General features: G+C 53.9%; 25 protein-coding genes. 20 read left to right on the forward strand and 5 right to left on the reverse strand.

Features of this window, described 5'->3' with window-relative positions; translation table 11 throughout:
- Positions 1 to 45 precede the first annotated feature (45 nt).
- Entirely contained in the window at positions 46 to 1,626 is a 1,581-nt protein-coding gene (locus ACTID9_RS13800; RefSeq protein WP_441072032.1) for a PucR family transcriptional regulator, read from the reverse strand.
- A gap of 337 nt (positions 1,627 to 1,963) precedes the next feature.
- Here ACTID9_RS13800 and ACTID9_RS13805 point away from each other — a divergent pair, with 337 nt between their 5' ends.
- The 6 genes from ACTID9_RS13805 to ACTID9_RS13830 all read left to right on the forward strand — a co-directional run bounded on the left by ACTID9_RS13805 (position 1,964) and on the right by ACTID9_RS13830 (position 9,918).
- Positions 1,964 to 3,358 carry an amino acid permease gene (locus ACTID9_RS13805; RefSeq protein ID WP_441072034.1) on the forward strand — a complete coding sequence of 465 codons (1,395 nt, stop codon included), beginning with the start codon at positions 1,964 to 1,966 and terminating at the stop codon, positions 3,356 to 3,358.
- A 222-nt stretch (positions 3,359 to 3,580) separates the two neighbouring features.
- Complete coding sequence (locus ACTID9_RS13810) at positions 3,581 to 4,807, forward strand: efflux RND transporter periplasmic adaptor subunit (RefSeq protein ID WP_441072036.1); 1,227 nt, start codon at positions 3,581 to 3,583, stop codon at positions 4,805 to 4,807.
- Positions 4,807 to 7,884 carry an efflux RND transporter permease subunit gene (locus ACTID9_RS13815; RefSeq protein WP_441072038.1) on the forward strand — a complete coding sequence of 1,026 codons (3,078 nt, stop codon included), beginning with the start codon at positions 4,807 to 4,809 and terminating at the stop codon, positions 7,882 to 7,884. The genes ACTID9_RS13810 and ACTID9_RS13815 overlap by 1 nt, the downstream gene beginning before the upstream one ends.
- Before the next feature lie 153 nt (positions 7,885 to 8,037).
- Positions 8,038 to 8,826 carry an SDR family oxidoreductase gene (locus tag ACTID9_RS13820; protein WP_441072040.1) on the forward strand — a complete coding sequence of 263 codons (789 nt, stop codon included), beginning with the start codon at positions 8,038 to 8,040 and terminating at the stop codon, positions 8,824 to 8,826.
- Positions 8,827 to 8,874: 48 nt separating this feature from the next.
- Positions 8,875 to 9,366, forward strand: coding sequence for a YajQ family cyclic di-GMP-binding protein (locus ACTID9_RS13825; RefSeq protein WP_441072042.1), 492 nt, complete (start codon positions 8,875 to 8,877; stop codon positions 9,364 to 9,366).
- A 75-nt stretch (positions 9,367 to 9,441) separates the two neighbouring features.
- Positions 9,442 to 9,918 carry a hypothetical protein gene (locus tag ACTID9_RS13830; protein WP_441072044.1) on the forward strand — a complete coding sequence of 159 codons (477 nt, stop codon included), beginning with the start codon at positions 9,442 to 9,444 and terminating at the stop codon, positions 9,916 to 9,918.
- 196 nt (positions 9,919 to 10,114) lie between these two features.
- On the opposite strand, the gene leuD is transcribed toward ACTID9_RS13830, so the two are convergent.
- Both leuD and leuC read right to left on the reverse strand, forming a co-directional pair.
- The gene (gene leuD / locus ACTID9_RS13835) at positions 10,115 to 10,705 is read right to left on the reverse strand and encodes a 3-isopropylmalate dehydratase small subunit (protein ID WP_441072046.1); all 591 of its coding nucleotides are present in this window, start codon (positions 10,703 to 10,705) and stop codon (positions 10,115 to 10,117) included.
- 30 nt (positions 10,706 to 10,735) lie between these two features.
- A complete protein-coding gene (gene leuC, locus ACTID9_RS13840; protein WP_441072048.1) occupies positions 10,736 to 12,157 on the reverse strand; it encodes a 3-isopropylmalate dehydratase large subunit in 1,422 nt (473 codons plus the stop codon).
- 155 nt (positions 12,158 to 12,312) lie between these two features.
- Between leuC and ACTID9_RS13845 the strand changes: the two genes are divergently transcribed.
- The 4 genes from ACTID9_RS13845 (at position 12,313) to ACTID9_RS13860 (ending at position 15,806) form a co-directional block, all read left to right on the forward strand.
- Positions 12,313 to 13,212, forward strand: a complete 900-nt coding sequence (locus ACTID9_RS13845) for a LysR family transcriptional regulator (RefSeq protein WP_441072050.1) — start codon at positions 12,313 to 12,315, stop codon at positions 13,210 to 13,212.
- Between the two features lie 14 nt (positions 13,213 to 13,226).
- Positions 13,227 to 13,616 carry a thioredoxin family protein gene (locus tag ACTID9_RS13850; protein WP_441072052.1) on the forward strand — a complete coding sequence of 130 codons (390 nt, stop codon included), beginning with the start codon at positions 13,227 to 13,229 and terminating at the stop codon, positions 13,614 to 13,616.
- Between the two features lie 103 nt (positions 13,617 to 13,719).
- On the forward strand, positions 13,720 to 14,640 hold the full coding sequence (locus ACTID9_RS13855) for an RluA family pseudouridine synthase (RefSeq protein ID WP_441072054.1): 921 nt from the start codon (positions 13,720 to 13,722) through the stop codon (positions 14,638 to 14,640).
- A 71-nt stretch (positions 14,641 to 14,711) separates the two neighbouring features.
- The gene (locus tag ACTID9_RS13860; protein ID WP_441072056.1) at positions 14,712 to 15,806 is read left to right on the forward strand and encodes a YheC/YheD family endospore coat-associated protein; all 1,095 of its coding nucleotides are present in this window, start codon (positions 14,712 to 14,714) and stop codon (positions 15,804 to 15,806) included.
- Positions 15,807 to 15,919: 113 nt separating this feature from the next.
- On the opposite strand, the gene ACTID9_RS13865 is transcribed toward ACTID9_RS13860, so the two are convergent.
- Complete coding sequence (locus tag ACTID9_RS13865; RefSeq protein WP_441072058.1) at positions 15,920 to 16,324, reverse strand: hypothetical protein; 405 nt, start codon at positions 16,322 to 16,324, stop codon at positions 15,920 to 15,922.
- 85 nt (positions 16,325 to 16,409) lie between these two features.
- Here ACTID9_RS13865 and ACTID9_RS13870 point away from each other — a divergent pair, with 85 nt between their 5' ends.
- From ACTID9_RS13870 to ACTID9_RS13880, 3 genes are all read left to right on the forward strand, one after another.
- On the forward strand, positions 16,410 to 16,880 hold the full coding sequence (locus ACTID9_RS13870; RefSeq protein ID WP_441072060.1) for an N-acetyltransferase family protein: 471 nt from the start codon (positions 16,410 to 16,412) through the stop codon (positions 16,878 to 16,880).
- Between the two features lie 209 nt (positions 16,881 to 17,089).
- Positions 17,090 to 17,788: a FadR/GntR family transcriptional regulator gene (locus ACTID9_RS13875; protein WP_441072062.1), complete on the forward strand. Its 699-nt coding sequence runs from the start codon at positions 17,090 to 17,092 to the stop codon at positions 17,786 to 17,788.
- A gap of 4 nt (positions 17,789 to 17,792) precedes the next feature.
- Positions 17,793 to 18,992 (forward strand): CynX/NimT family MFS transporter, encoded by a 1,200-nt coding sequence (locus ACTID9_RS13880; RefSeq protein WP_441072064.1) that lies wholly within the window; start codon positions 17,793 to 17,795, stop codon positions 18,990 to 18,992.
- 4 nt (positions 18,993 to 18,996) lie between these two features.
- On the opposite strand, the gene ACTID9_RS13885 is transcribed toward ACTID9_RS13880, so the two are convergent.
- Entirely contained in the window at positions 18,997 to 19,620 is a 624-nt protein-coding gene (locus tag ACTID9_RS13885) for a biotin transporter BioY (RefSeq protein WP_441072066.1), read from the reverse strand.
- A gap of 119 nt (positions 19,621 to 19,739) precedes the next feature.
- Here ACTID9_RS13885 and bioB point away from each other — a divergent pair, with 119 nt between their 5' ends.
- The 7 genes from bioB to ACTID9_RS13920 all read left to right on the forward strand — a co-directional run bounded on the left by bioB (position 19,740) and on the right by ACTID9_RS13920 (position 26,698).
- A complete protein-coding gene (gene bioB, locus ACTID9_RS13890; RefSeq protein ID WP_441072068.1) occupies positions 19,740 to 20,738 on the forward strand; it encodes a biotin synthase BioB in 999 nt (332 codons plus the stop codon).
- A 359-nt stretch (positions 20,739 to 21,097) separates the two neighbouring features.
- Positions 21,098 to 21,535, forward strand: a complete 438-nt coding sequence (locus tag ACTID9_RS13895) for a MarR family winged helix-turn-helix transcriptional regulator (protein ID WP_441072070.1) — start codon at positions 21,098 to 21,100, stop codon at positions 21,533 to 21,535.
- Positions 21,532 to 22,191 (forward strand): HlyD family secretion protein, encoded by a 660-nt coding sequence (locus ACTID9_RS13900; RefSeq protein ID WP_441072072.1) that lies wholly within the window; start codon positions 21,532 to 21,534, stop codon positions 22,189 to 22,191. The genes ACTID9_RS13895 and ACTID9_RS13900 overlap by 4 nt, the downstream gene beginning before the upstream one ends.
- Before the next feature lie 12 nt (positions 22,192 to 22,203).
- Entirely contained in the window at positions 22,204 to 23,451 is a 1,248-nt protein-coding gene (locus ACTID9_RS13905) for an efflux RND transporter periplasmic adaptor subunit (RefSeq protein ID WP_441072074.1), read from the forward strand.
- Positions 23,452 to 23,464: 13 nt separating this feature from the next.
- Positions 23,465 to 25,012: a DHA2 family efflux MFS transporter permease subunit gene (locus ACTID9_RS13910; RefSeq protein WP_441072076.1), complete on the forward strand. Its 1,548-nt coding sequence runs from the start codon at positions 23,465 to 23,467 to the stop codon at positions 25,010 to 25,012.
- A 140-nt stretch (positions 25,013 to 25,152) separates the two neighbouring features.
- Positions 25,153 to 25,638: a hypothetical protein gene (locus ACTID9_RS13915; RefSeq protein WP_441072078.1), complete on the forward strand. Its 486-nt coding sequence runs from the start codon at positions 25,153 to 25,155 to the stop codon at positions 25,636 to 25,638.
- A complete protein-coding gene (locus tag ACTID9_RS13920) occupies positions 25,628 to 26,698 on the forward strand; it encodes a phosphodiester glycosidase family protein (RefSeq protein WP_441072080.1) in 1,071 nt (356 codons plus the stop codon). The genes ACTID9_RS13915 and ACTID9_RS13920 overlap by 11 nt, the downstream gene beginning before the upstream one ends.
- The last annotated feature ends 89 nt before the right edge of the window (positions 26,699 to 26,787 follow it).

Here is a 26,787-nt window from a genome sequence, read left to right on the forward strand (position 1 = left end):
AGCCTGCTCGCACCGGCTTTTTATGTTTTGGGGGAGTGTCAAAAGTCAAAAGCCTGTCCAAGGCTCATGCAGGGAGACGATGCGTACAGCTAACTGGAGCTGGAACTGCGTCTCCGCATCGGTCAAGTCGAATTCGCCCAAAGAGATGGCGCGGTCCAGCCGATAGCGCAACGTTTTCGGGTGGATGTTCAGCTCCTCGGCTGTATGCTTCAAGTGAAAGCCCAGGCGCGCGTACGTAAGCAGCGTCTGAATCAGCACATCCCCGTTTTTGACCGTGGACAAATGCCCGAACAGCTTGTGCAAAAAAGTGGCGCGTGCGTTCGCGTCGCCCTGAAGCACCCGTGGTACCAGAAGATCCTGGAACCGGTGAAAATGGCCGAACGTCATATTCGGCAAAATCGAGCAAACCTCCTTGTAGCCTTGCTGGATGTCCGCAAAACCTTGTTGGGGCAAGCTGACGGCAAAAGAGAGGTCCGGCCCTTTCATCGCTTGCCAAAAAAGCTGGGGATTGACCTCGCTTGGGATCAGCAGAAAGATTTGATTTTGCATGAACGACAGCACGGTCGGCATCTTCAGATCCTGCAGCTTTCGCTTGGTTTTTTCGATGAGACGATCCCGCTTCACGATCCCCTCGTGCGAAAGGGGAATGGGCGAATCGAACACAAGCATGCCGACCGCATACATCCCTTCCGGATCAAAGCCGAGCAGACGGGCGCGACTGAGCACCTGCTCGGTCAAGATGAATTGACCTTCCAAAAGCGAATCGAGAAACGAATGCCCGAGCTGCGCTTCAAGCGAGGCAAGCTCGCGCTGATGGGAAATGTGCATCGCCATCAAAATGGCGGCGTATTGCGCGGCATGCTGGTCGAGATCGCTAAGCGGCTCCTGACCTTCCAATATCCACAAAAACCCGACGATCTCCCATTTGATCGAGATCGGGCAAACAATCCGTGCGGGCACATGGGCTTGCGGATCAGCCGGAAGTCGTTTGATACGCAGCGACGAGCGCGAGGCGAGCAAGTTCTCTTTCTCCTGGAACAGCTTATCAAGATCAATGCCGTCCGTTTCGCCTGATCCCTTTTGGGCATGCGACGCCAGGATGGAACCGTCCGCATGCTGAATATAGATGCTGCGCTTCAACAGCACGCCCAGTTTGCGGGCGATGTCCTGGAGGCTTTTGGCATCCAGTGCAAGCTGGCTCAGCTCCTGATGGATCAATTCTGCATGCTCTTGTATTTTGTAATGGAACGTGAGCAGCATGTTCAAAATTTCTTCGGTAATCGTGGCAAAAGGGACTTCCCACGGAATCTCGATGAGCGGAAACTGCAGCTCTTCGGCCATGGCGACGGCGGCTTCCGGCATTTGCTCGAAATAGTGCGGTACCGCCAATCCTAATCCGGCGAGGCCGCGAGCGGACAGATCGCGAATCAATGCTTGCTGGGCCTCGGGTTCATGAGGCCATGAATACCCCGTCGTCAGCAGCAATTCACCGGATCGCACCCATGGCAGCGGATCAGGCAAGTCCACGATATGCACCCAGCGGACAAGCCGTTGAAGCCCTTTCGAACCAGCGACGACTTTGGCGTGCTTGAGTGAAGGAAGCTGGAGGGCATCAAATACTTTCATCGGAAAAATCCTCTCCTGTCAAGATGAATACCTTTCGTGGCTGTTGAAAGGAAGAGAACGGAAGCGTATGTACCGATCGGATAAGTAGGAGCTTTTGTATTTTAATGGATTGAAGTGTCCGGTGTAAATAAAAAAATCGATTGCCTATAAAATTCGATCGATTGTCGGTGTTTATGCAAAGAGCGGTATCTTTTTTCTATCTCTCACAGATAATACGTGGGACAAACATTCCTCTTTCAAAGCAGATGACTTTAGTTGTATTGAACTTTATGATTTTTAAGAATTCTTTTTTAACATACCTTAAAATTGTGGGGGAAGAGAAGGAGGAAGAATGCCAATGGCGACAGACACAAAATTGCATAAGCAGCTCAAAACACGGCATTTGACAATGATTTCGATCGGTGGGGTAATCGGCGCCGGTTTGTTCGTCGGAAGCGGTGCCGTCATCAACGCGACAGGTCCGGGAGCTGCGCTTTCCTATGCGATCTCCGGCTTGCTGGTCGTGCTGGTCATGCGGATGCTGGGCGAAATGGCAGTAGTAAATCCTGACTCAGGTTCATTCGCTACCTATGCCCATCAGGCAATGGGACCGCTCGCCAGCTACACGATCGGGTGGTTGTACTGGTTTTACTGGGCGATCGTGATCGCCATTGAAGCGACGGCAGGCGGTGCCATCGTTCACGGCTGGATCCCGGGGCTGCCGGTTTGGGCCATCAGCCTGATCTTGACGTTCTTGCTGACACTGACCAACATTTTTTCCGTCAAATCGTTCGGTGAATTCGAATACTGGTTTTCACTGATCAAGGTAGTCGCCATCTCGCTGTTCATGATTTTGGGCGCTGCCATCATCTTTGGCTTCATTCCGAGCATTCCATCGCCAGGACTGGAAAATTTGATCGGCAAAGGCGGCTTCATGCCAAACGGCTTCTCCGCCGTGTTCGTCGGAATCGTGGTATGTATCTTCTCCTTCTTCGGAGCGGAAATCGCAGCGATTGCAGCAGGCGAGACCGAGAATCCTAAGAAAAATGTAGTCATCGCGATTAAAAGCGTCGTCTGGCGCATCCTGCTGTTCTACATCGGGTCGGTGACGATTCTGGTCACGCTTCTCCCGTGGAATGCGACGGATTTGCTCAAAAGCCCGTATGTCACCATGCTCGACATGTTGAAAATTCCGGCTGCTGCGCAAATCATGAACCTGGTTGTACTGACTTCTGTCCTTTCCTGCCTGAATTCGGCGCTGTACACGAATTCACGGATGCTGTACTCCTTGGCACAAAAAGGCAATGCACCGCGCGCTCTGCTGAAAGTGAGCAAAAACGGTGTGCCGGTCCGTGCGGTATGGCTGAGCACCGCGTTCGCCTACCTTTGCGCGATCTTCAATTTCGTGTCTCCGGATAAAATCTTTCTGTTTCTCGTAAACGCTTCCGGTGCGATTGCGCTGCTTGTTTACTTGGCGATAGCCGTCTCGCATATCATTCTTCGCAAGCGTTTGCAAAAAACAGGCCAGCAAGAGCTGACATTGAAAATGTGGGGCTTCCCGTATTTGACGTATGTGACCATTGCGGCAATGATCGTGATCCTGGTCGCGATGCTGTTCATCGATTCCATGCGCTCGCAAATTTTGCTGACGCTCTTGATCACGGTGGTGACCATTGGGGTATACTTTGTCACCAAGAAAAAACGAACCGAGCAGGCAGGCGAGTCCGGACATCAAGAGGAACGCATCAGCTAAATGTTTTGCCGGATGCAGGTCGAGTGGAGAGAGGATTCTCCGCCCGATCTGCTTTTTTTTTGTCCCATCTTCGTGGCATTTTTCTCCAACATGTACTGTAATCATTTTCCTTCTTCTCCGTCTTAGGTAGGAGAGGCATTCAGTCAAGCGGCCGTTCACGTGGTTGTGAAAAACTGGCAAACTTGTAACTGCAGCACTCGCTATCGATGTGGAGGAATGATGATGAAGAAGAAAGCACTTATTGGGTTATCCGCTTTGCTATTGCTGACAGCAGGGTGCGGGCCAGCTCCGGCGGCACCGGAAGCGGCAGCGGGACCAACAGGAAAAGTCGTGGAGCTGGCAACGGCAACCAAGCCGACCGCTCCGCTGTTCTTATCGGCTACCGGAATTGTGGAAGCCAAACGCGACGTAATCCTCTCGTTCGGGACGTCTGGCAAAATTGCCAAGATCAATGTGGCAAAAGGTTCGCAAGTGGCACAAGGAAGCGTGCTCGCCTCGCTGGATACAGGGTATTACCAAAAAGCGGTGGAGGCGGCAGCCGGGCAAGTGAAGGAAGCATCGGCACGCAAAACGCGAAAATTGCAAGGGGCCACACCGGAAGAAATCGCCGCCGCGAAATTGCAGGTGGAACGGTCCAAAGTCCGGCTGGAAAAAGCGATCACCGACGTCGCGCAGGGCGAGCGGTTGCTGCAAGGCGGCGCGATGGCGCAAAGCGAGCTGGATAATCTGAAGATCGAGAAAACGAAAGCGGAGCTGGATGCCAGAGATGCGCAAATTTCGCTGGAGAAGCTGCTGAAGGGCGCAGAGGCGGATGAGCTCGCAAGTGCGAACGCATCGATTACACAGGCTGCAAGCCAGGTCGCGCAGGCGACAAAGACGCTGCAAGACACGAAGCTAGTCGCTCCATTCGGCGGAACGGTCGTTGCGGTGAGCCAGGAGGCAGGCGAGCTGTCGAATCCGGGCCAAGATGTCATCCACTTGGTGGACTTGTCGGAGATGAAGGTTGCGCTCGATGTCGCCAGCGACACGATCGATCAGTACAAAGTCGGAACGAAAGTATCGATTGTCAACCAGAACGGCGAAAAAACAGCAGGTACGGTATCGTTCGTCGCCCCGGTCATCGATCCGAAAACAGGCAAATATCAAGTGGAGATCACATTCGCCAATCCGAAAGAAGCATGGCGCGGCGGGATGCTGGCAACCATTGAAGTGCCCCGCAGCATCAAGGGCGTCATCGTGCCGCTGGAAAGCGTCGGAATCACCCAGGCGGAGCGTTACGTAATGACAGCTGAAAACGGCGTCGCCACGCGGCATGTTGTCACGGTCGGGCAAATCGTCGGCGACAAGATCGAGGTGCTCTCCGGTTTGAAAGAAAATGAACAGGTGATTACAAGCGGCATTACGTACATCGTGGAAGGCGAGAAGGTTGTCGCGAGAGGAGCCAAGTAATGGAGAAGCTGATTCATTTTTTCCTTAAGCGAAAATTAATCGTATACTTATGCACCTTCCTGCTCATCCTGGGCGGAGTCGGGGCCTTGCTGTCCTTTACGGTGTCATTCGTTCCGAAAACGAACCTGCCTTATATTTCCGTCAACATCTCTGGCGGATCGCTTCCGCCGGAAGAAATGGAAACGAAGATCACCAAGAAGATCGAGAAAGAACTGAAATCCATCAGCGAAATCATTGATTACACATCTACCTCCAGCAGCGGTTCGGTGCGCATCAGCATCAAGGCAAAAGAAGGCGAAGGCAGCGAGGTCAAGCAAAAGGTAGAGAGCATCGTAAACCGGCTGCGCAACGATTTTCCGAAAGATGTGACGAATGTGCTCGTGCAGCAGGATAACTACGGTGATGAGCAGCTGGGTGAGTTGGCCGTCGTTGGCGCGTCGCCGCAAGTCATGCTGAACCTCGCGGAAACAACGATCAAAGACCGGCTGGAAGCTGCCGATGGCGTCAAATCGGTCGAGGTGAGCAAGGGCGGTTTCAAGAATGAAGTGTCCATCCAATTGCAGCCTGAGCGACTGATGGCATATGGAATCACGCCGGAAAACGTGATGGATCAGCTCCGTTCCGCCAACTGGAAGCAAGCGATCGGAACACTCGAGAACAACGGCTATCATACGGTTATCGAAATCGATCATTCGGTCGCATCCATTCCACAGATCGAACAGATGGCAATCCAGACGCCGCACGGCACCGTCGAGCTGAAACAGCTGGCGACCGTCGAAGATTTGCGCGGCAAAGCTGTCGATTCGCTGGAATTGTATCATGGGCAGCCTTATGTCCATATCATCGTGAGCCGCAGTACGGAAAGCGACCTGATCACGACGCAGAAAAACGTCGAGGCCGTCATCGATGAAATCAACAAGGAAGCGAACGGCTCCTATAAAATTATCACGCTGTTCGAAGTCGCTTCTTTCGTCGAGACCTCCATTCATAATCTGAGCCGCGAAGTAATGGTCGGCGGCTTGCTGGCGATCGTGATTCTCTACCTGTTTATGCGCAATTTGCGCGTGACGCTCGTCATTGCGGCGACTTTGCCGCTGTCAGCATTGATGACGTTCATCGCGATGAAACTATTCGGCTACAACATCGATGCGGTTTCACTCATCTCGCTCAGCTTGTCGGTGGGTCTGATCGTCGACGCGGCGATCGTGGTTTTGGAAAGCATCTATCATTTCCGCGAAAAAGGGGAAGAGCTGACGCGGGCGATCGTGCTTGGCACAAAAGAAGTGTTGACGCCGGTGCTCTCCTCGCAATTGACAATGGTCGTCGTCTTTTTGCCGCTGGTGCTGGCGGATTTCGGCGAGGAGTTCCGTCCGATTTTTACCACGATCGCCTTTACGGTGACGGCTGCGATTACCGCATCGACGATCGCCGCGATCTTTTTCGTGCCGATCCTGGCGGAAAGCTTTTTGCGCAAGGATAAAAATGTTGGCGGGCAAGCGAACCAAAAAAGCGTCAGCGCGCGGTTGCTGCGCCTGTTCCAAAAATTCCTAGGCGCGGCGCTGCGCCATCGGATCAAAACGCTGGTTATCGCGCTCGCGCTGTTTGTCGGCTGCTTCTTTTTGACGCCATTCATCAAGCAAGGCAGCTTCATGGACGTAAACGAAAACTTCATCTTCGCGCAGCTTGTGCTGCCGAAAGGAACGAGCATTGAGGCAGCGCGCAGTACGGCGATGGAAGCCGAGCAAACCGTCCTGAAAATGAACGATGTCCGCGATGTATTTGTGGATGTGAACAAGAAAACGGTCACGCTGGTGCTTTCGTTGAAAGGAAAGTCCGAGCGTGCGCACAGCAAAGATGAGCTTAGCCTCGATTTAAACAATCGTTTAAAATCGATCAAAGATGTCGATCGCATCGAAACCAACTTCGGCGGCTCAGCCGGAGCGGCAGCGGTGCAGTTGCAAGTGGTAGGCAAGGAGCTGGAGCCGGCTGCAAAAGTGACGGCTGACGTGGAAAAAATGCTGGTTTCGATTCCAGGCGTCGTCAACACGCGCAACGACTTTTCCGATGGCTACGAGAAGCTAACGCTCGTGCCAAAACAAGAGATGATGGAGCGCATGCAGGTGGATGAGCGCGACCTTTTGTCGCAGCTTAGCGGCTTTATCGGGGAACAAACGATTACGACAATCACGATGGATGGCATCGACATCGACGTGAACGCCACCTATCCGGAAGAATGGATGAAGCATCCGGATCAATTGAAGCAAGTGATGATTACGACGAAGACCGGTGCGCAAGTTCCGCTGTTTGATCTGGTTGATTGGCGCTACGCGAAATCACCTTCATCGCTCAAGCATGTAAAAGGGGACCGTGTGATCACCGTTTCCGCAGAAATGGTCGGCACTGACCTCGGTACCGTGGGCAGGGCGATCAATGAAAAATTGCCAACCTTGTCGGTGCCGGCCGGCTACAAGGTGGAGCTGGCAGGCGATCTGAAGCAGCAAAGCCAGAACATGACCAGCGGGCTGATCGTATTCGCAGGCGCGATTGCGTTGATTTATGTCATCATGGTCGGACAATTCGGCCGCCTGTCGCATCCGTTCATCATCATGCTGACACTGCCGATGGCCTTTATCGGCGTCGTGATCGGGCTGGTTTTGACCCAGCGCGTATTCAGCCTGATGGCGATCGTCGGGGTCACCATGCTGATCGGGATCGTCGTGTCCAATGCGATCTTGCTGATCGACCGGATCAACACGCTCCGCGAGCGCGGCATGGATTTGCAGGAAGCGATTTTGGAAGGCGTGAAAGACCGCGTCCGTCCGGTACTCATGACCAAATTGACGGCGATTCTCGGCATGCTGCCGATGGCGCTGGCGTTCTCGGAAGGCTCGGATTTCCATGCGCCGCTTGCGACCGTCGTTATATTCGGATTGGTGTTCCACACGATCATTACCTTGATTTTGGTGCCTGTGCTGTACTCGCTCTTTGAAGGCACATTCGCACGCATTCGTGCCCGCCGTACTGCGCGGCTGGAGAAACGCAAGGCGCGCGCCACGATTCCGATGATCGAATCATAATGAAAAAAGGCAAAAGAGGCTTGCTGTGAGCAGGCCTCTTTTGCATGTGGCTGCGCGGTTGTGTTTGCTGCTCGTTTCTCCTTGGCTCACGGGTCGTTTTCTACTAAAATAAAGGAAAACCCTGTAAAGGGAGGAGCAAAAGGAGGTTTCCCCATGGATTTGCAGCTTACCGGAAAAACAGCGATTGTGCTGGCTTCCACCAAAGGGCTGGGCAAAGCGACGGCCAAGGCATTGGCGGCGGAAGGAGCCAATGTAGCCATCTGCGGCCGTGACGAAATTGCGCTCGCCGCGACAAGCCAGGAGATTGAAGAGGCCACCGGCCGCGCTCCGCTTGCGCTGAAAGTGGATGTGCGCAAACCGGAAGAGATTGAGCAGCTGGTTCAAGCGACTGTCGAACGGTTCGGAACGGTTGATATTTTGATCGCCAATGCAGGCGGCCCTCCGGCTGGCTCATTCGACCAAATGACCGATGAACACTGGCAGCTCGCATTTGAGCAAAATTTGCTCAGCTATGTACGCGCGATCCGTGCCGTGCTGCCACATATGCGCAAAGAGCAATTCGGCCGCATCGTCAATTTCACCTCGTCCTCGATCAAAGAGCCGATCCCCAGCCTGATTTTGTCGAATACGTTCCGTACCGGCATTGTGGGGCTGGCCAAAACGCTCGCCTCCGAGCTTGGGGGCGACGGTATCCTGATCAATACGGTCGGACCCGGACGGATCGCGACAGACCGCGTCGCGTCGCTCGATGAAATGGCGGCGGAACGGCTGCAAACCGACAGAGAGGCGATCCGCAAGCAGATGGAAGAGAAAATCCCGCTCGGCCGCTACGGTGAACCGGAAGAATTCGCACGCGTCGTGACGTTCCTTGCATCGCCCGCCAACAGCTATGTGACCGGTCAGTCGCTCTTGATCGACGGCGGCATGGTCAAATCGATTTAACGAAAGCATCATCATACATACACGTTTTGATAGGAAGGAGCCAGGCGCATGAGCAAAGAAAGTTCGTTTGACATCGTCTCCAAGATCGAGCTGTCCGAGGTGACGAATGCGATCAACGTCGCCTTGAAGGAAATCGAGAACCGCTTTGACTTCAAAGGAAGCAAAAGCAACATCACGCTGGAAAAAGAAGAGATCGTCGTCCAATCCGATGACGAGTACAAACTGGGGCAAGTGAAGGATGTTTTGCTCAGCAAGCTGATCAAGCGCGAGGTATCGGTAAAAAACCTTGAATACGGCAAAATCGAGCCTGCATCCGGCGGCACCGTTCGCCAGCGCGTGAAGCTGATTCAAGGGATCGATAAAGACAATGCGAAGCGGATCAACACGATCATCAAAGATTCGGGCGTCAAGGTGAAAGCGCAGATCCAGGACGACCAGATCCGTGTGACAGGCAAAAACAAAGACGATTTGCAGCTGATCATCGCTGCGATCCGCAAGGCCGATTTACCGATTGAGGTGCAATTCATCAATTATCGCTAGGACAAATTGTGATTCTATCTGTCTCCCTTTCCGCGTATGCATGTACTAAATGGCTTTGGAAAGGGAGAAGGAAGAATGAAAGTATTCATTATCAATGCCAGACAACTGATGATCGGTGCTGCCGTTCTCTTCGCCGTACTTATTGCAGGAATCGTTCTGTTGCTAAGAGAGCCTCTTGATTCTTCAAGTTCTTCCCTGAGTGAACCGACCAGTGCGACATCGGCGAGCGAGCCGGCCGACCAGCCAATGGGGTTTGACTTGCCGAAGCTTGCCATGGATGTCACCATGCAAGACAGCGACAAGGCTGACGTCAAGCTCATTACCGAAAACTTTGAGTTCGTCGGTGACGGCAAAGACGAAATGAACGGGATCGTTCACGGAAAAGGCCACGCCCACATTTACCTGGACGGGAAGATGATCGCCCAGGTGTTCGATTCCGAATTCATTTTATCCAAGCTGCCAAAAGGGGAGCATGATCTGCGCGTTGAGCTTGCTTACGGCAACCATACGCCTTACCATGTAGAAGCATCGCAGAAGCTGGTGGTGAAATAATCGATTGGTGCAAAAGCGTTCCGTCTGCGGCGGGCGCTTTGTTTTTGCGGGTACAAAGAAAACGGCCAAAAAAAAGAGCAGGGGAGAGATCCCCTGCAAAGTGTGGTCGTTCTAATACAGATAAGAATTTATAAAATTCTTATCCAGTATAAGTGCAACCGCGGCTACGCCAACAAACATGGCGTAGCCAGGTTTTCTAATACCGATGGCTCGCTTCAAACGCAGCGATTTTGTCTTCCTGCTGCAAGGTGATCCCGATGTCATCGAGACCGTTGAGCAGGCAGTAACGGCGATATTCATCGACTTCAAAGTCGTAGGACAAGCCGTGGTTGTCGGTGATGGTTTTTGTTTGCAGATCGATGGTCAGCTCGTACTTCGCATGTTGGTTGGCACGGTTGAACAGCTCATCGACTTGCTCTTCGGACAGTTTGATCGGCAGCATGCCGTTTTTAAAGCAGTTGTTGTAGAAGATGTCGGCAAAGGATGGCGCGATGATCGCGCGGAAGCCGAAATCGTTCAACGCCCAAGGCGCATGCTCACGGGAGGAGCCGCAGCCAAAATTGTTGCGTCCGAGCAAAATGGTGGAGTTGCGGTATTCCGGCGTGTTCAGGACGAAATCTTTGATTTCCTCGCCTTCAGGCGTAAAGCGCCATTCATAGAACAAATATTGGCCGAATCCGGTGCGCTCGATGCGCTTCAGAAATTGTTTCGGGATGATTGCGTCCGTATCCACGTTTACGCGATCGAGTGGTGCGGCGACGCCTGTGAGGGTTACAAAAGCTTCCATTGGTACTATCTCCTTTCACGTATCCGTGGATTATGCAGTCACTGTTTCTTTCAACCATTCGCGCACATCGACGAAATGTCCGGCGATTGCAGCGGCAGCGGCCATTTCCGGCCCTACCAGATGCGTGCGGCCATCGCGACCCTGGCGACCTTCGAAGTTGCGGTTGGAAGTGGAGGCGCAACGATCGCCTGGTTCCAAAATGTCCGGGTTCATCGCCAGGCACATGGAGCAGCCGGACTCGCGCCATTCAAAACCTGCTTCGATAAAGATTTTGTCGAGGCCTTCTTGCTCCGCGCGCTCTTTGACAGCCTGGGAGCCAGGTACGACGATCGCGTTGACGGAAGGGGAGACTTTGCGTCCTTTTGCTACAGCAGCAGCGCGGCGCAAGTCTTCGATCCGTCCGTTTGTACAGGAGCCGATGAACACACGGTTGATCGCAATGTCGGTCATTTTCGTGCCTGGTGTCAGACCCATGTATTTCAGCGCGTCTTGCGCGGCTTTGCGCTCAGCGACAGTCGCGAAATCTTCCGGATTCGGCACGGTGCTGTTGACGTTTGTCCCCATGCCCGGGCTTGTGCCCCACGTTACTTGCGGTTCGATGGAAGCCGCTTCGATGACGACGCGGGAATCGTACGTTGCGCCTGGATCGGTTACAAGCGTTTTCCAATCTTCTACCGCTGCGTCGAAAGCTTCGCCTTGTGGTGCGTGACGGCGGCCTTTCAAATAGTTGAAGGTCGTTTCGTCCGGTGCGATCAAACCAGCGCGCGCGCCTGCCTCGATGGACATGTTGCAAACCGTCATGCGCTCTTCCATGGTGAGCTTTTTGATCGCGTCGCCGGTATACTCGATGACATAGCCGGTCGCGAAATCGGTGCCCCATTTGGCGATGATCGCGAGGATCAAGTCTTTTGCGGTTACGCCTGGGAGCAGGTCGCCATCGACATGAACTTCCAGTGTTTTCGGTTTGGATTGCTGCAGGCATTGCGTTGCCAGCACATGTTCAACCTCGCTGGTACCGATCCCGAATGCGAGTGCGCCGAAAGCGCCATGTGTGGACGTATGGCTGTCACCGCAAACGATTGTCTTGCCTGGATGAGTCAAGCCAAGCTCAGGTCCGATGACGTGAACGATCCCTTGATCCGGGCTGTTCAGGTCAGCCAGCGGCACGCCGAATTCTTTACAGTTGGCCGTCAGCGTCTCCATTTGCTGGCGGGAGATCGGGTCTTTTACGTTGAAGCGATCAGCGGTCGGGACGTTGTGGTCCATCGTCGCGAACGTCAGATCAGGTCTGCGTACTTTGCGGCCGGCGAGACGAAGACCTTCGAATGCTTGCGGCGATGTTACTTCATGCACGAGGTGCAGGTCGATATACAGAAGCGAAGGTTTGCCTTGTTCTTCATGGATAACGTGGCGATCCCAGATTTTTTCAAATAATGTGCGAGGTTTCGACATCGATGGTTCCTCCTAACGATTGACATGAACGTGTGAAAAGTTTGACTTTTTCGTCGTTCACTTGTGATAGATCAAATTTTACTTGAGTATGGAAGATAGATCAAAGATATAATAGTTATAAGCCGTATAGGTATTGGCTATAAAGGAGCACGTCTATGGAATTACGACAAATTCGCTATGTGTTGGCGGTGGCGGAAGAGCAGAGCTTTTCCCGCGCTGCTGCCAACCTTCATTTGGCACAGCCGTCGCTAAGCCAGCAGATCGCCAAGCTGGAAAAGGAGTGGGGCGTGCCGCTGTTTCACCGCCTCCCCCACCATGTCGAGCTGACGGATGCGGGAGAGCGCTTTGTGCAGGTGGCGCGTCCGCTTTTGGATCAGGCGGAAGGATTGGAGCGGGAGATGCGCGGCTATGCCAGCGGCGAGATCGGCAAGCTGTTTGTGGGCAGCCTGCCGATCACCGGCGCGTACGTGCTGCCGCAGGTCATCTCGGAATTCGCCAGCCGCTATCCAGGCGTCGAGCTGCACTTGGTGGAGGAGACATCCAGCATGCTCGAACATCTGCTCGCTGTCGGCAAACTGGATGTCAGCCTGTTGACGATGCCGATCGAGGCGCCGACCATCGTGCACGAGACGGCCATTATCGAAGAGATTTACCTCGCCGTGCCGCCGGCGCATCCGTTGGCGGGAAAAGATGAAATCGATCTGGCTGAGCTGGAAAGCCAGCCGTTTGTTCTATTAAAAGAAGGGCAAGGATTCCGCCAAATTTCCTTGCGGCTTTGCGAGAAGGCGGGCTTCAAGCCGCGTATCGTATTCGAAAGCTCGAACATCCAGACGGTGCAGTCGCTGGTGGCGGCAGGGATGGGCTTTTCCTTTGCGCCGGCGATGATTACCGAATCGTCCTGGACGAACAATGCGCCTGTTTATGCGCGGCTTACGACCAGGCCGACGCGGACGCTCGTCGTTGCCTATCGCAAGGACAGGCAGCTGTCGCGCCCGACAGAAGCGTTCATCCAGCTTTTGAAGGAAAAAGCGTACGACAATGGCATGCAAGTATGATAAACTGAGGAAAATTGGCAGTTCGCGGTAACGAGCGAAACGAAAGGGTGGGAATGATGGTAGAAATCAAAACAGAAGACGCGTTCCAACAGGCAATCGCCCAGGACAAGGTAGTTGTGGTGAAATTTTTTACAACATGGTGCCCGGATTGCCACCGCATCGATCCATTCATGCCGGAAGTCGAGGAAGCGTACAAAGAAAAACTGACGTTTGTTGAGGTCAATCGCGATACGCTGCCTGAACTCTCGCAATCGCTCGAAATCATGGGAATCCCCAGTTTCGTCGCCTTCCAAAACGGCAAGGAGCTGGTCCGCTTCGTCAGCAAGCTGGCCAAAAGCCGCGAGGAGATCGAGCAGTTCCTCGATCGCGCCGTACAAGTGAGCGAAGCGCTGAAGCAAGCATAATCATAGAAAGCGGAAAGGGAACCTGGCATCTGGCTGTCGGGTTCCTTTTGCTTGTGAATCCTGTGCGTTATTTGATTGAAGTGAAAGGAAGGGAGCTTGACCGATGATTGCATTGCACAAAAAAGGAGAATGGCTGGAAGGGACGCTGGATAAGCGGTATGCGGGCATTCCGTTGGGGCAGCTTTTGCGGGAACAGTGGAAATGGCCGAAGAAAACCGTCCATCTGTTGTTTCAACGAAAAGAGCTGCTGGTAGATGGACAGCCCGTCTCACAGCTTGCAGCGGGAGCGGCGGGCCAAAAGCTGGCGGCTCGCTTGCTTGCGCCGGAAGAGCTTGGCATCGAACCGGTGCAGGGCGATCTGGCGGTGCTCTATGAAGATGACCATCTGCTGATCGTCAACAAACCCGCACATCTGCTGGTGCACCCGACAGAGCCCGAGCACCGGCTGACACTGGATCATTTGGTAGCCGGCTATTTTGCCGCGAACGGGATCGAAAGCAAGGTGCGCCATATTCATCGGCTCGACCAAGACACGTCGGGCGCTGTGCTGTATGCGAAGCACGCGCTGGCCGGTGCGTTTCTGGATGAAGCGCTGCGCGTGCGCAAGGTGAAACGGACCTATTTTGCTTATGTCCACGGCAAGCTGAAACAGAAGGCAGGCACGATCGACAAGCCGCTCGGCAAAGACCGGCACAATCCGGCGCGCAGGCGCGTGACACCCGGCGGCGAGGCGGCCGTCACGCATTACCGTCTCATTGAACAGTATGCGCAAGCGGCCAAGCTTTCCTGCCAGCTGGACACAGGGCGTACGCACCAAATCCGCGTGCACCTGAGCGAGCTGGGCCATCCGTTGATCGGCGACACGCTTTACGGCGGCAAAGCCACAGGCCTGGAGCGGCAGGCGCTGCACGCGGCCTCGCTGTCGCTCATCCATCCGTTCGGAGGAGCCACGGTACAAGCCGATGCGCCGATGCCAAAAGAGCTGATCGAGCTGGAAAAAGTTCTGCAAAACGCGCGCGCCTGACGCACGATGCCGTGGGGCGCGTGAATAGACTGCCATGAATGAAAAAACGTTTCGAAAGAGTGGGTGCAGCGATGAGAAAACCCCGAATCGGCATTCTGACATGGCGGCAAGGCGTGCGCTTTGCGGAGCCCGCTTATTTCAGGCGGCTGTTGGCAGCTGGTGAGCAGTTGGGCGCGACCGTGTTTTTGTTTTCGCCGCAGGATGTCTCGTTTGCGACCAAGGAAGTCAAAGGCTACATCCGCACCGCAAAAGGCTGGGAAGCACGGCAGTTTGGCTGGCCGGACGTGGTGATCGACCGGTTTCGCTATACGCCGACGCAGGCGTTCAAAGACTATGTGGCGTTTCGAAAAAAGCAGTCGTTTTTGTACGCCAACAATCGTCTCGCCAACAAATGGAAGGTGCATCAGGTCTTGTGGCGCGATCCCGCGATGCACCGCTGGCTGCCGGAGACGATCAGCTTTTCCCGTGCCGGACTGAAGGAGATGATCGCCCGCCATCCGCAGCTCTACATCAAGCCTAGCAACGGTACAGGCGGCCGCGGCATTCTGTGCATGAAGCGGACGCAGCAAGGGTACCGGCTGCTTGGCCGCGATAGCAAACGGACAAAGATCGAAAGCGTTCAGCCGAATTGGCAGCTAGCCGCCGGAAAGGTAGCGCGCTGGGTGAACAACGGTTTGTTTGTGATCCAGCAAGGCTTGAATCTCGATCTCATCCCGGGCCGGTCCATCGACATGCGGCTGTTGATTCAAAAAAATGAGCATGGCGAATGGAGCATTACCGGCCAAGGCATGCGCATCGGCGGGGCGAAAAGCGCGACCGCCAATCTGCATGGAGGCGGCCAGGCGATGCGGGTCAGACCGTTTCTGGAGCGTCATTTTTCGGCAGGGCAGACGGATTACATCCTGCAGGAATGCGCGGATTTGGCCAAACAGACGGCGGCCACGATCGAGCAGCATTTCGGCCGGATGATGGAGCTGGGGCTTGATATCGGCATTGATGTGAAAGGCAACGTCTGGCTGATCGAGGTGAATCCGAAGCCGGGGCGGGAAATTTTCCGTGAGCTGGGCGCGTTGGATACTTACAAGCAAGCGATCCGGCGTCCGCTGCAGTATGCGCTGTACTTGGCAGCCGCCGCACGCGAGAAAGAGAAGCTGCGGGCAATGTAGCAGCAAATCGAGTGGGCATAGCATTTGCTTCTCAGCATGAAAACAGCCGTGGCCGCCCGTTCGCAAAGGCGGGCGGCTGTTTTTTACACGGTGGACGTGCTATCATTTTCCAATCAAGTCTTTTTCGTGAAGCTGGTGAGCAAAAGATAGCCAAATGCTACGCCGCAGATTTTGGACAACCATTGCGTCTCAAAGCCAAACGGAAAAAAAGGCTGAATGTAGACTGCCGACAAAAACACCGTGGCGCAATAGCAGAAGGGGATGCCGAGTACAAGAAGCTTGAGCCAGTCGATCTGCCACTTGCCTGGTTTTTGCTGCATCTCCAACATACGCGGGAGACCGAATAATAGGCCCAAAATCATGGGGGCAAAAGTCGAGTGCACGATGTAGGGGAGCATGTCAAAGGTGGTCTGGGCCACCTGACGAACATGCATCTCAAACAGTTGGTATGCATACATCGCTGCAAAAAGTAGAACGGTGTAACCCAGCAGAATGCCGAATCGTTTGAAAGATCGCATGCGTGTATCAATCCTCCCTTTCTCATTCCTACGAGGAGGTTGGAGGAAATGTTTCGATCAATCGATTATAAGGAGCGGTACGAAAGTGATTCTGCGAAATATCGAGGAAAAAGACTTTTACGACATCATCCCCGTCATCAATGATTGGTGGGGTGGCAGGCAAATGGCGGACATGCTGCCCAAGCTGTTTTTCCTTCATTTTCAATCGACAAGCTTTCTGATGGAAGAAAACGGTTCCGCCGTCGGGTTTCTCATCGGTTTTTGTTCCCAGTCAAAAGAAGGAGAGGCATACATTCATTTTGTCGGCGTGCATCCGGAGTATCGGACAAACGGGATCGCGCGGCGCTTGTATGAGACGTTTTTCGCAGCGGTGCAGGAAAAAGGCTGTCATACCGTCCGCTGTGTCACATCGCCGGTCAACCGTACCTCGATTCAGTTCCATCGCAAAATGGGCTTCGACATTGAGGCGGGCGCAAAAGAAATCGACGGGATCGCGGTGACCCCCGATTATGACGGGAACGGAAATGATCGCGTCCTGTTTGTAAAACGGTTGTGACGTTTGTGTCAGAATGTTCACAACAGCGAAACTCCCATTGGTATAAAATGGAAGAGTAGCAAACAGTGTCAAAGGGGGGCGTCGCTTATGGATTGGCAAGAAAAGTTGCCGCGAATGGCGGCTTTTTTTACGTGTAAAAATGTAGCAACATCGTAATGATCATGCTACAATCAAATCGTTCAAACATCCTATGTTTGGAGGTTTGCGGAGTGAATTTTGAAAAACCGGTGCGCTCCTCATTGGCAAAGCAGGTGGTGACCCAACTGGAGCAGCTGATCGAATCGGGAAAATGGGCGGTAGGGATGAAAATTCCAGCGGAGCCGGAACTGGTTGAGCAGTTGGGCGTGAGCCGCAATACGGTGCGCGAAGCGTTGCACGCGCTGATTCATAACGGGTTGCTGGAAGCGAGGCAAGGGGATGGAACGTATGTGCGGGCATCAACCCACTTTGAAGCGGCGCTGCTGCGTCGATTGCGCGGCTCTGAGATCGGCGATATATTGGAGGTGCGCTACAGTTTGGAGCGCGATATCGCCAGGCTTGCCGCCGTTCGTCGCACAGACGAAGAGGTGGCTTTGCTCCGTGATGCCCTTTCGCTGCGCAATGAACGGGTGGATGATCGCGAAGCATTTGTGGCGGCAGATTTCGTCTTTCACATCGCGATGGCGGCGGCAACGCATAACCCGCTCTTGCTTGAATTGTACAAATATATGTCCGAACACGTGCAGAAGACGATTGCCCGCGTCGGTTCCCTTGAGCTTGCGAATGTCAAGGATCAAAAAGCGATCCACGCCGACTTGCTCGCGGCGATCGAACAGCAAGACCCTGTGGCTGCCGAGAAGGCGGCATGCAGCTTCATCGAAGCGCTGCAGGAGGGATGGGCGGCCGTAAACGAGCCGAGGGAGGAGTGAGACCATGCAAAACCAAACGATTGCCGCCGCACACGTGAAGCCGTTGAATCGGGCCATGCTATTGGCCGCGATTCTGCTGGTTGCCTGCAACTTGCGGCCGACCATCACGTCGGTGGGGCCGCTGGTCGGGCTCATTCGGACGGACACCGGCATCAGCAACGGCCTGGCAGGTTTCATTACGACGCTGCCGCTGCTCTCTTTCGCAGTTCTCTCCCCAGTAGCGCCCAAACTGGCGCAGCGGTTCGGCAACGAATGGACGATTTTTTCCGGTCTGATCGTTCTCATTGCCGGCACGCTGCTCCGTTCGACCGGTGAAATCATCTCGCTGTTTGTCGGCACTGCGCTGATCGGGAGCGGGATCGCAATTTTCAATGTACTTTTGCCAAGCATGGTGAAGCAGACGTTTTCCGATCGGGTCGGACTCATGACAGGGCTTTACTCCATGGCGATGTCCGTTTTCGCTGCGCTCGCCTCGGGACTCAGCATTCCGCTGGCGGTCGGTCTCGGGCTTGGCTGGGAAAACGCGCTTGGCTATTGGGCGCTGCTTGCGGTAGTAGCGACTGTCTTCTGGCTGCCGCAGCTGCGCAGACGCTCGCCGGGCCGTCAGACGGGGGCGGTTCATGGACAGGCGCGTTCACTGTGGAAATCGGGCCTTGCCTGGCAGGTCACCTTTTTCATGGGATTGCAGTCGTTCCTGTTTTACTGCACGGTGGCATGGCTCCCGGCGATCTTGCAAGCACACGGCATGAGCGTGTCGATGGCAGGGTGGATGCTGTCACTTTTGCAGTTTGCCGCTTTGCCCGTCAATTTCGCGATTCCGGTCATTGCGGATCGGCTGTCCAATCAAAAAGTGCTGGTCGTCATCGTCGGACTGTTGTATTTGTTCGGTATCGCCGGACTGTTGCTTGGCAGCGGAGAGGCCATGCTGATCGTCGCCATCGTATTGCTCGGATTGGGGCAAGGGGCGAGCATCAGTCTGGCATTGGTGCTGATCGGTCTGCGTGCGGCCAATGCCAGCCAGGCGGCCAAACTCTCCGGCATGTCGCAGTCGGTTGGGTACTTGCTCGCGGCGATCGGCCCGACGCTGGTCGGTTTCCTCTATGACCAGACCCATGCGTGGAGCGCGCCGCTTACGATGCTGCTCGTTGTAAGCGGCGCGTTGATCGCTGCCGGCTTGGGGGCAGGGCGCAATCGGCACGTGTAAACAGCTAGTGCCTGGTTGCAGCGGTCGCAGATTGATCGGAACCATCGGGAAACGCCATTCCCGATGGTTTTCGTTTTATGGTCCGATCAGGGAGAAAACCGGCGGAAGCGAGTCGGTTCAAGAGGATGACCCCGAGTGAGGAAGCGATCGCGATCTTGATGACGTCTGGAATGAGAAACGGAATGATGCCAAATGCAATGGCTTTCGACCAGGGCAGATTCAGCATGAATTCGAGCTGCATCGTTCCAAGCGTGTAGATGATCGCTAACCCGAGCAGGTTGGCAAGGAACGCTTTCCAGATGGCGATCCGTCCCCTCTCGGCAATCAGACCGATTACGAAGACCGCTGGGAGAAAGGCGAGCAGATAGCCCCCCGTTTTTCCGAGAATCGTCTGAAGGCCGCTCTGAAATCCGGCAAACACGGGAACGCCAACCGCTCCCAAAACGAGATAAACAAGAACGGAGACGCTTCCCCAACGGCTGCCGAGCAATAGGCCAGTCAAACAAATCGCAAATACTTGCAAGGTGAACGGAACGGGGCCGACCGTAAAGGACAGCTGGGCACAAACGGCGGTAATGGCCGCAAAGAGTGCGGCAAGATTGATCATTTTGATACGATTGTTAGCCATGTTATCCTCCTTTTGTTAACTGTTATATAAAAATGGTTGACACATATTGATAGAATGGTAGAATAACCATGAATTGTCAACTTATTTTTATTAATGGTTAACAAATGGGAGGCGGCGTTATGGACGGAATGGTACGTGTACATGATTGGAGCGGCTTGGCAAAAGAGGTGCTGGGAGGGCGGCCGATCACCAGGGAGGAAGCGTTGGCGATCCTTCGCTCGGCCGATGATGAACTGCTCGAGGTTTTGCAAGCGGCTTTTTTGATTCGAAGCGCTTACTATGGGAAAAAAGTAAAGCTGAACATGATCATCAACGCAAAATCCGGGTTATGTCCCGAGGATTGCGGTTATTGCTCGCAATCCATCGACTCGAAAGCACCGGTCAGCAAGTATCCATTGCTCAGCAAGGAGACGATTCTCAAAGGCGCTTCGGAAGCGATTCGACGCAAGGCGGGTACATACTGTATCGTCGCTTCCGGCAGACGGCCTACAGATCACGAGATCGAGCAGGTGGTCGGGGCTGTGGAGGAGATCCGGGCGACCACCGATTTGAAAATTTGCTGCTGCCTCGGGTTTCTGGATGAACAGCATGCGGCAAAGCTCGCGGCCGCCGGCGTCCATCGCTATAACCATAACTTGAATACAAGCCGGGAGCAGTATCCGAAGATTACGTCCACCCATACCTATGAGGATCGCGAGGATACCGTCATGCAGGTGAAGCAGGCGGGGATTTCGCCTTGTTCCGGCGCGATTTTTGGCATGGGCGAGAGCGACGAGGAAGCGGTAGACATCGCATTTTCGCTGAAGGAGCTGGATGTCGACTCGATTCCATGCAACTTTTTGCATGCGATCGAAGGGACGCTGCTCGCGGGACGCAAGGAACTGCATCCGCGCCAATGCTTGCGGCTTTTGGCCATGATGCGGTTCGTCAATCCAACGAAGGAGATTCGGATTTCAGGAGGGCGCGAGGTGAATCTGAGGTCGTTGCAGCCACTGGGTCTGTACGCGGCGAATTCGATTTTTGTCGGCGATTATTTGACGACGCAAGGGCAGGAGCCGACGCAAGACTGGGACATGATTGCGGATTTGGGCTTTGAGATCGAGACGTGCGCTTTGTAATGGTGCGGATGGATAGTCGGGATTGATTTGCTCTGATTGAAAAAAGGAGCAGGTTTCAACAAGCCAAAGCTGCCGAACAGACCATGGAGCATCTGGCAAGCATGGCGTAAAAGGAAGAAGCATACACAACTTTCAAAGAAAAGATTGGCCCGGGGCAGCAGCCACGGGTTTTTTGCCGTTCTCCCAAAAGCCGCTGCAAAGCCTGTTTTTCCCTTTCAAATTCCTCGTGCACAACAATTTCTCAAACGAAATGTTAATGACGAAAACTTTTTACTTGCCAAACCATATCGGGAGGGAGTAAGATACCAAATGTGAAAATAATATTTCGTGCACGAAATATATAACGGGGGATTTATATTGTGAGTAAACCGGCGACCATACGTAACTCGATACGCAAGCTGACCAAACTCTACAATATCGCCGTATCCAAGGAATTATCTGAGCTCGGCTTCACGATGCCGCAGATGATGGTCATCAAGGAGATCATACAGGAGCGTAAGACGATCGGTCAGATCAGCAAAGCGCTGGACTTGTCGTACAGTACGGTTTCCGGGATCATTGACCGTTTGGAGAGGGGTGGTTTTGTAGCAAGGGTAAAAGACCAGCAAGACAGGCGGGTCATTTGGATTGAACGCACGTGCAAGCTCGAGGAGAACTCCGATCGGCTGAACGTTTATCAGGAGACCTTTTACGCAGAAATGCTGAGCGGTGTCACGGAAGAGGAAGTTGACTCGTTTATTCGAACTCTTCAAATCTTACTTAATCATATGGAGAAGAAAGCAGAGGAGAAATCATGAAGAAAAAGGGAAGCCTATACGTCATTTTGATTTTGATGGTGCTGGTCTGCGGCGGTGTCGGCGGCTATTACTGGTACCAAGGCGCTAACTATATCACGACGGAAGATGCGCGCCTGACCGGCGATATTTATCGCGTCATGCCGAAAATGTCCGGCAAACTGATGCAATTGAATGTACAGGAAGGCGATTCGGTTATCGCTGACCAGCCTATCGGCCAAATCGACAGCTCCAATCTCGCGACCAACTTGCTCGATAACGCGGTTCTGCGTGCCCCGATCACGGGAAAAGTGATCAAAACGCAGGCAAAAGTCGGTGAAGTCGTGGCTGCAGGGCAGCCGATCGCCATGGTTGTCGATAAAAATTCGCTGTATTTGACGGCGAACATTGAAGAGACGAACCTGAACCGGCTTCATGTAGGAGAAGTCGTTGATTTTACCGTAGATGCGTTCCCAGGCAACCATTTCACGGGAAAAGTATCCGAGATCGGGGAAGCGACGAACTCCACGTTTGCCCTGCTGCCTGCCACAAGCACAAGCGGAAACTTCACAAAGGTAACACAACGCATTCCGATCAAAATTGCCATTGACAGTACAAATGGCATCGAGCTGTCGCCCGGTATGAGTGCCGTTATCAAAATTCATGTGAAGGGAAACTAAGGTGAAACCATGATGAAAAAGATCACAATGAAAAAACAGCAAAATATAGCGATGTGTGCAGCGGTTCTTTCGCTTTCGGTTTTGTTCGCCGGCTGTAGCGCGGATAACGGCACAGCAGGCCAGGCCGCCGGCAATCCGGTCGTGCAGGTCATCAAGGCAGGCAATCTGACCGGCAACCAGCTGATGATCAGCGGGAAAGTCACGCCGAACCAAGAAGTGCAAGTCGTGTCCAAAGTCGCCGGCCGCGTTTCGTCGGTCAGTGTCGATGAAGGAAGCATCGTCAAAGCGGGCGACGCATTGGTGAAGCTGGAAGCCGACGACTACAACCAGCAGGTGATCCAGGCGAGAGCGGCGCTGGCAAGCGCGCGGGCAAAGCTGGCTGACACCAAGGCGGGCACTCGTTCCGAGGAAATCCAGCGTCAGAAGAGCGGTCTTGAAAGCGCGAAAGCAGCGTATGACAATGCGCAAAAATCGTATGAACGGACGAAATCGCTGTTTGCGAGCGGCGCGGTGTCCCAGACGGATTTGGAAAAAGCGCAATTGGCGCTGGAGCAGGCCAAATCAGGGTACGAGCAGCTGCAAGCCCAGCTGCAGCTTTCCGAGAACGGTCCGACCGGTAATACCATCCAGGCGTTGCAGGCGGAAGTAGATCGCTTGAATTCGTCTGTCCAGCTGGCTGAAATTTCAGTGAACAATACGACGGTGAAATCGCCGATCGCAGGGATTGTCGCCAAACGTTCGATCGATCCGGGCGAACTAGCAACACCGGGTGTACCGTTGTTCACCGTAGTTGACATGAAAACCGTGCAAGTGCAGTTCTCCGTCAACCAGGATCAGATCAACCTGATTCAACCGGGCGCGACCGTTGAGATGAAAACCAATTCGATTCCGGACAAAACGTTTAAAGGAACGGTCATTTTCATCAGCCCGATCTCTGACGCGGGCACCAATACGTTCCCTGTAAAAGTCAAGGTCGACAATGCGCAAGGACTGCTCCGCTCCGGCATGATCATGGATGCGACCATCGGCACGTCCGCAAGCGCAACGCGCATCGAGGTTCCAACCTCCTCGCTCGTGAAGGATTCCGATAAAACCTATCTCTATACCGTGACAGATGGCGTTGCTCATCGGGTTGAAGTGAAGACCGAGGAAAAGGATGCCAACTGGTCGTATGTAACGAGCGGATTGGATCAAGCCAGCCAAGTCATCGTCAACCCTGGCAGCCAGCTGAAGGATGGAGACAAGGTTACAGTGAAGTAAGGGGGATCGTGCGATGGCAGAAGAAAAGCAGTCCATGTGGCTCGTACTGATCGCAATTATCCTCGGTACGTTTGTAGCGGTTTTGAATAACAGCTTGATCAACGTTGCACTGCCGCAATTGGTCAACGTGTTTGGTTCCGATACCCAGACGATCCAGTGGGTATTGACAGGATATATGCTGTCGTCCGCCGTCGTCATCCCGATGAGCGGGTTTCTCGGCGGACGGTTCGGCAACAAGTTTATGTTTGTCGGTTCCCTGATTGCCTTTATGATTGGTTCTTTGCTTTGCGGATTGGCGTGGAGCGACTCCAGCCTGATTTTTTTCCGGGTCTTGCAAGGGTTGGGCGGCGGCTTGATCATGCCGATCGGGATGACGTTCATTTACGCATCGGTCCCGCGTGAAAAAATCGGGATGGCGCTCGGATTGTGGGGGGTAGCCGCGATGGCCGCCCCTGCGATCGGTCCGACGCTCGGCGGTTATTTGATCGATATTTTCAGCTGGCGGCTGCTGTTTTTGATCTGTGTGCCGGTCGCCTTGTTTGCGATCGTCATGTGTTCCTCGCTTTTGCGCGAGACGCCGAAAAATACGTCCTTGAAGCTCGACAAAGCGGGCGCGATCCTGTCGATCATCGCCTGCGGGACACTGTTGTTTGCCTTGAGCAAAGGGCAGTCGGAAGGATGGACCTCATTTTATATCGTCAGCTTCCTGCTCGTCGCCGTGTTCTCGCTGATTTTGTTCATCTGGGTGGAATTGCATGTGGAATCCCCGCTGCTCGATTTGCGCCTGTTCAAAATCACGCCGTTCACCGTCAGCGTCATCACGGCGAGTATGGTCATGATGGGGATGATGGGCGGTACGTTCCTGATGCCGCTGTATTTGCAAAACATCCAGGGCTTGACGCCGATGCAATCCGGTCTGCTCTTGATGCCGCAGTCCATCGCCATGGCGCTGATGATGCCGATCAGCGGGCGACTGTTTGACAAATTCGGTGTGATACCGCTTGGTTTGGTCGGCTTGACCATCATGGGTGTGACGACGGTTGAATTGCACAATCTGGCGCAGGACACGCCGAACCATTGGCTTGACGTGGTGCTGACAATCCGCGGGATCGGGATCGGTCTGTGCATGATGCCGCTTTCGACCGTCGGGATGAACAGCGTGCCGAAGCATCTGGTCGGCCTCGCGTCGCCATTGTCCAACGTAATCCGACAGGTGTTCGCTTCCTTCGGGATCGCGCTCTTGACCGCAGTCATGCAGTCTCGCCAAACGAGTGTAGGAGCGAGCATCAATGATACGGTTTCGGTCACCAACGATGCCGCGAATTCCTTCATCACCTCCATGGCGGCTGTGTACCAGCAGGCCGGGGTCGATGCGGTCACCGCCAAAGCGGGTGCGATGACCATGTTGGGCGGGCTGATCCAGAAGGAGGCGGCGGTCCGCGCGATCGCCGACACATTCCTTGTCTCGGCCATTCCGATCTTTATCTCCATTCCGCTTTTGATCTTCTTTGTGAAACGAAAAAAACCGGCTGAAGCTACGGAACAAGGGGCAGCGCGTTAATGCCCCTTCCCGCTTTCGGGCGGTTTTCTTTTTTTTACATGGAATTTTGCAAATCTTTTTATTACGGTTCGCCTCCTATTTCGATGATATAATATAGCAAAATCCGACAACAAACGTCGTAGTGAGGAGGGGACGCAAGGATGAAGAACCAGATGTACTCATCATCCGCAGCGAATCAGGCGATGCCGTTTTCGGAACAAGAAGATGCGAAACAAAAAAGACGGCAAGAACGCAGCATGGCAAGAGGGGTGAAAAGCAACAAGCAGCACGTGATTTTGCTCAGCGCGATTTGGATCGTTCTCATGGGTGGAGGCTATTTGCTCGCCAACCATTATATCGAAAATAGCCGCGCCTACATCGATGCTCGTTTGCAGGAAGCACAGGCCGCCAACCTCAAGCAAATGGCCAAAATCGAGGAGCAGGTGGGCAAGCTCAGCACGGAGCTTTCCACGGTGCAGGCTGGACTGGGCTCCATCCAGGAAGGATTGCAGATGACAGGCGAAACGCTGGGTGGAACGGATAAAACCAAACAAGCGCTGACGACGCGCATCGATACGCTCAACAAGCAGCTGACCGAGCTGCGCACCTCGCTGAAAAAACTGGAGGACGCGGCGCGTGCGTGGTAAATGGGCGATTCACCTGTGCCTGTTGTGCGCGCCTGTCATCGGTTTTTACACCGCGTTCGCACAAACCAATCCGGTACACACTCTCGAGGCAACATCCTTGCAGCTGCCGCTTGATGCGGTGACAGAAAAGCTCGGAGATTTCGCCAAGACGACGGAAAAGACGCAGGAGAGCGTAGACAAAACCAACGATGAACTGGAGAAAATCCATGCGTTGGCAAGCAAGGAAAAGAAAGCGTACGATGAACAGAACAAGCAGCTCGACAACCTCATTTCAAGCAGCAAAGATCACCTCAAGCAGTCAGGCGACGTGCTTGATACCGTGCTGTCCGGACTTTTGGGCAATCCGATCGGACAAACCTTCGGCAAGAATGCGACGGTAAAAGTGTATTCGCTCGCAGAATCGGGCTATAGCGGTTACATGGCAAAAGTGCGGCTGACGAATCCGAATGCGCTGAAAATGGTGCTTGCCAACGACAAGGTCATCAGCAAAGGGGAAACGACCAGCCACGCGGCCAAGCGCAAAGGCGCACTTCTCGCCATCAATGCAGGCGGTTTCAATACAAACAAAAACGGTACGTTAAGCCCGCTCGGCGTAACGGTCGTCGACGGCCAGATCAAAACGTTCTCGACCAACACGAAATTGAGCTTCGTCGGGTTCAACAACCAGGGTCATCTCGTAGGCGGCAAGCTGAAGTCGCAAAGCGAGGTCAAGCAAAAAGGCATCCTGCAAGGGGCGAGCTTCCTTCCGACTTTGCTGCAAGGCGGCAAAAAGCAGCCGATCCCGCGCGATTGGGCCAATACCAAACATCCGCGTACCTTGATCGGCCACTTTACCAACGGCGACATTTTGATCATCGTCATCGACGGACGGGGCGGCGGCGGAAGCAATGGCGTCACACTGGAGGAAGCGCAGAACAAGCTGCTCGAATTCCACGTCCGCGATGCGTATAACCTGGACGGCGGCGGCTCCAGCGCATTTTACTACAAAGGCAAGATTTTGAACCATCCGTCAGATGGCCGGGAGCGTCCGGTCACAAGCAATATCGTCGTCATGCCGTAACCGGTCGCTGGAAAATTCCCGTTGCTTTTCAACGGAGAAGTGCTAAAATAGGAGAATTACCTTCGGGTACCAGAGGCAAGGAAAAAAGG

Source organism: Brevibacillus fluminis (assembly GCF_052072235.1).
GTDB classification, from domain to species: domain Bacteria; phylum Bacillota; class Bacilli; order Brevibacillales; family Brevibacillaceae; genus Brevibacillus_D; species Brevibacillus_D fluminis_A.

Excerpts from the sequence above, each read along its gene's own strand:
- ACTID9_RS13800 (WP_441072032.1), bottom strand. The coding sequence starts at position 1,626 with ATGAAAGTATTTGATGCCCTCCAGCTTCCTTCACTCAAGCACGCCAAA.
- ACTID9_RS13805 (WP_441072034.1), top strand. The coding sequence starts at position 1,964 with ATGGCGACAGACACAAAATTGCATAAGCAGCTCAAAACACGGCATTTG.
- ACTID9_RS13810 (WP_441072036.1), top strand. The coding sequence starts at position 3,581 with ATGAAGAAGAAAGCACTTATTGGGTTATCCGCTTTGCTATTGCTGACA.
- ACTID9_RS13815 (WP_441072038.1), top strand. The coding sequence starts at position 4,807 with ATGGAGAAGCTGATTCATTTTTTCCTTAAGCGAAAATTAATCGTATAC.
- ACTID9_RS13820 (WP_441072040.1), top strand. The coding sequence starts at position 8,038 with ATGGATTTGCAGCTTACCGGAAAAACAGCGATTGTGCTGGCTTCCACC.
- ACTID9_RS13825 (WP_441072042.1), top strand. The coding sequence starts at position 8,875 with ATGAGCAAAGAAAGTTCGTTTGACATCGTCTCCAAGATCGAGCTGTCC.
- ACTID9_RS13830 (WP_441072044.1), top strand. The coding sequence starts at position 9,442 with ATGAAAGTATTCATTATCAATGCCAGACAACTGATGATCGGTGCTGCC.
- leuD (WP_441072046.1), bottom strand. The coding sequence starts at position 10,705 with ATGGAAGCTTTTGTAACCCTCACAGGCGTCGCCGCACCACTCGATCGC.
- leuC (WP_441072048.1), bottom strand. The coding sequence starts at position 12,157 with ATGTCGAAACCTCGCACATTATTTGAAAAAATCTGGGATCGCCACGTT.
- ACTID9_RS13845 (WP_441072050.1), top strand. The coding sequence starts at position 12,313 with ATGGAATTACGACAAATTCGCTATGTGTTGGCGGTGGCGGAAGAGCAG.
- ACTID9_RS13855 (WP_441072054.1), top strand. The coding sequence starts at position 13,720 with ATGATTGCATTGCACAAAAAAGGAGAATGGCTGGAAGGGACGCTGGAT.
- ACTID9_RS13860 (WP_441072056.1), top strand. The coding sequence starts at position 14,712 with ATGAGAAAACCCCGAATCGGCATTCTGACATGGCGGCAAGGCGTGCGC.
- ACTID9_RS13865 (WP_441072058.1), bottom strand. The coding sequence starts at position 16,324 with ATGCGATCTTTCAAACGATTCGGCATTCTGCTGGGTTACACCGTTCTA.
- ACTID9_RS13880 (WP_441072064.1), top strand. The coding sequence starts at position 17,793 with ATGCAAAACCAAACGATTGCCGCCGCACACGTGAAGCCGTTGAATCGG.
- ACTID9_RS13885 (WP_441072066.1), bottom strand. The coding sequence starts at position 19,620 with ATGGCTAACAATCGTATCAAAATGATCAATCTTGCCGCACTCTTTGCG.
- bioB (WP_441072068.1), top strand. The coding sequence starts at position 19,740 with ATGGACGGAATGGTACGTGTACATGATTGGAGCGGCTTGGCAAAAGAG.
- ACTID9_RS13900 (WP_441072072.1), top strand. The coding sequence starts at position 21,532 with ATGAAGAAAAAGGGAAGCCTATACGTCATTTTGATTTTGATGGTGCTG.
- ACTID9_RS13905 (WP_441072074.1), top strand. The coding sequence starts at position 22,204 with ATGAAAAAGATCACAATGAAAAAACAGCAAAATATAGCGATGTGTGCA.
- ACTID9_RS13910 (WP_441072076.1), top strand. The coding sequence starts at position 23,465 with ATGGCAGAAGAAAAGCAGTCCATGTGGCTCGTACTGATCGCAATTATC.
- ACTID9_RS13915 (WP_441072078.1), top strand. The coding sequence starts at position 25,153 with ATGAAGAACCAGATGTACTCATCATCCGCAGCGAATCAGGCGATGCCG.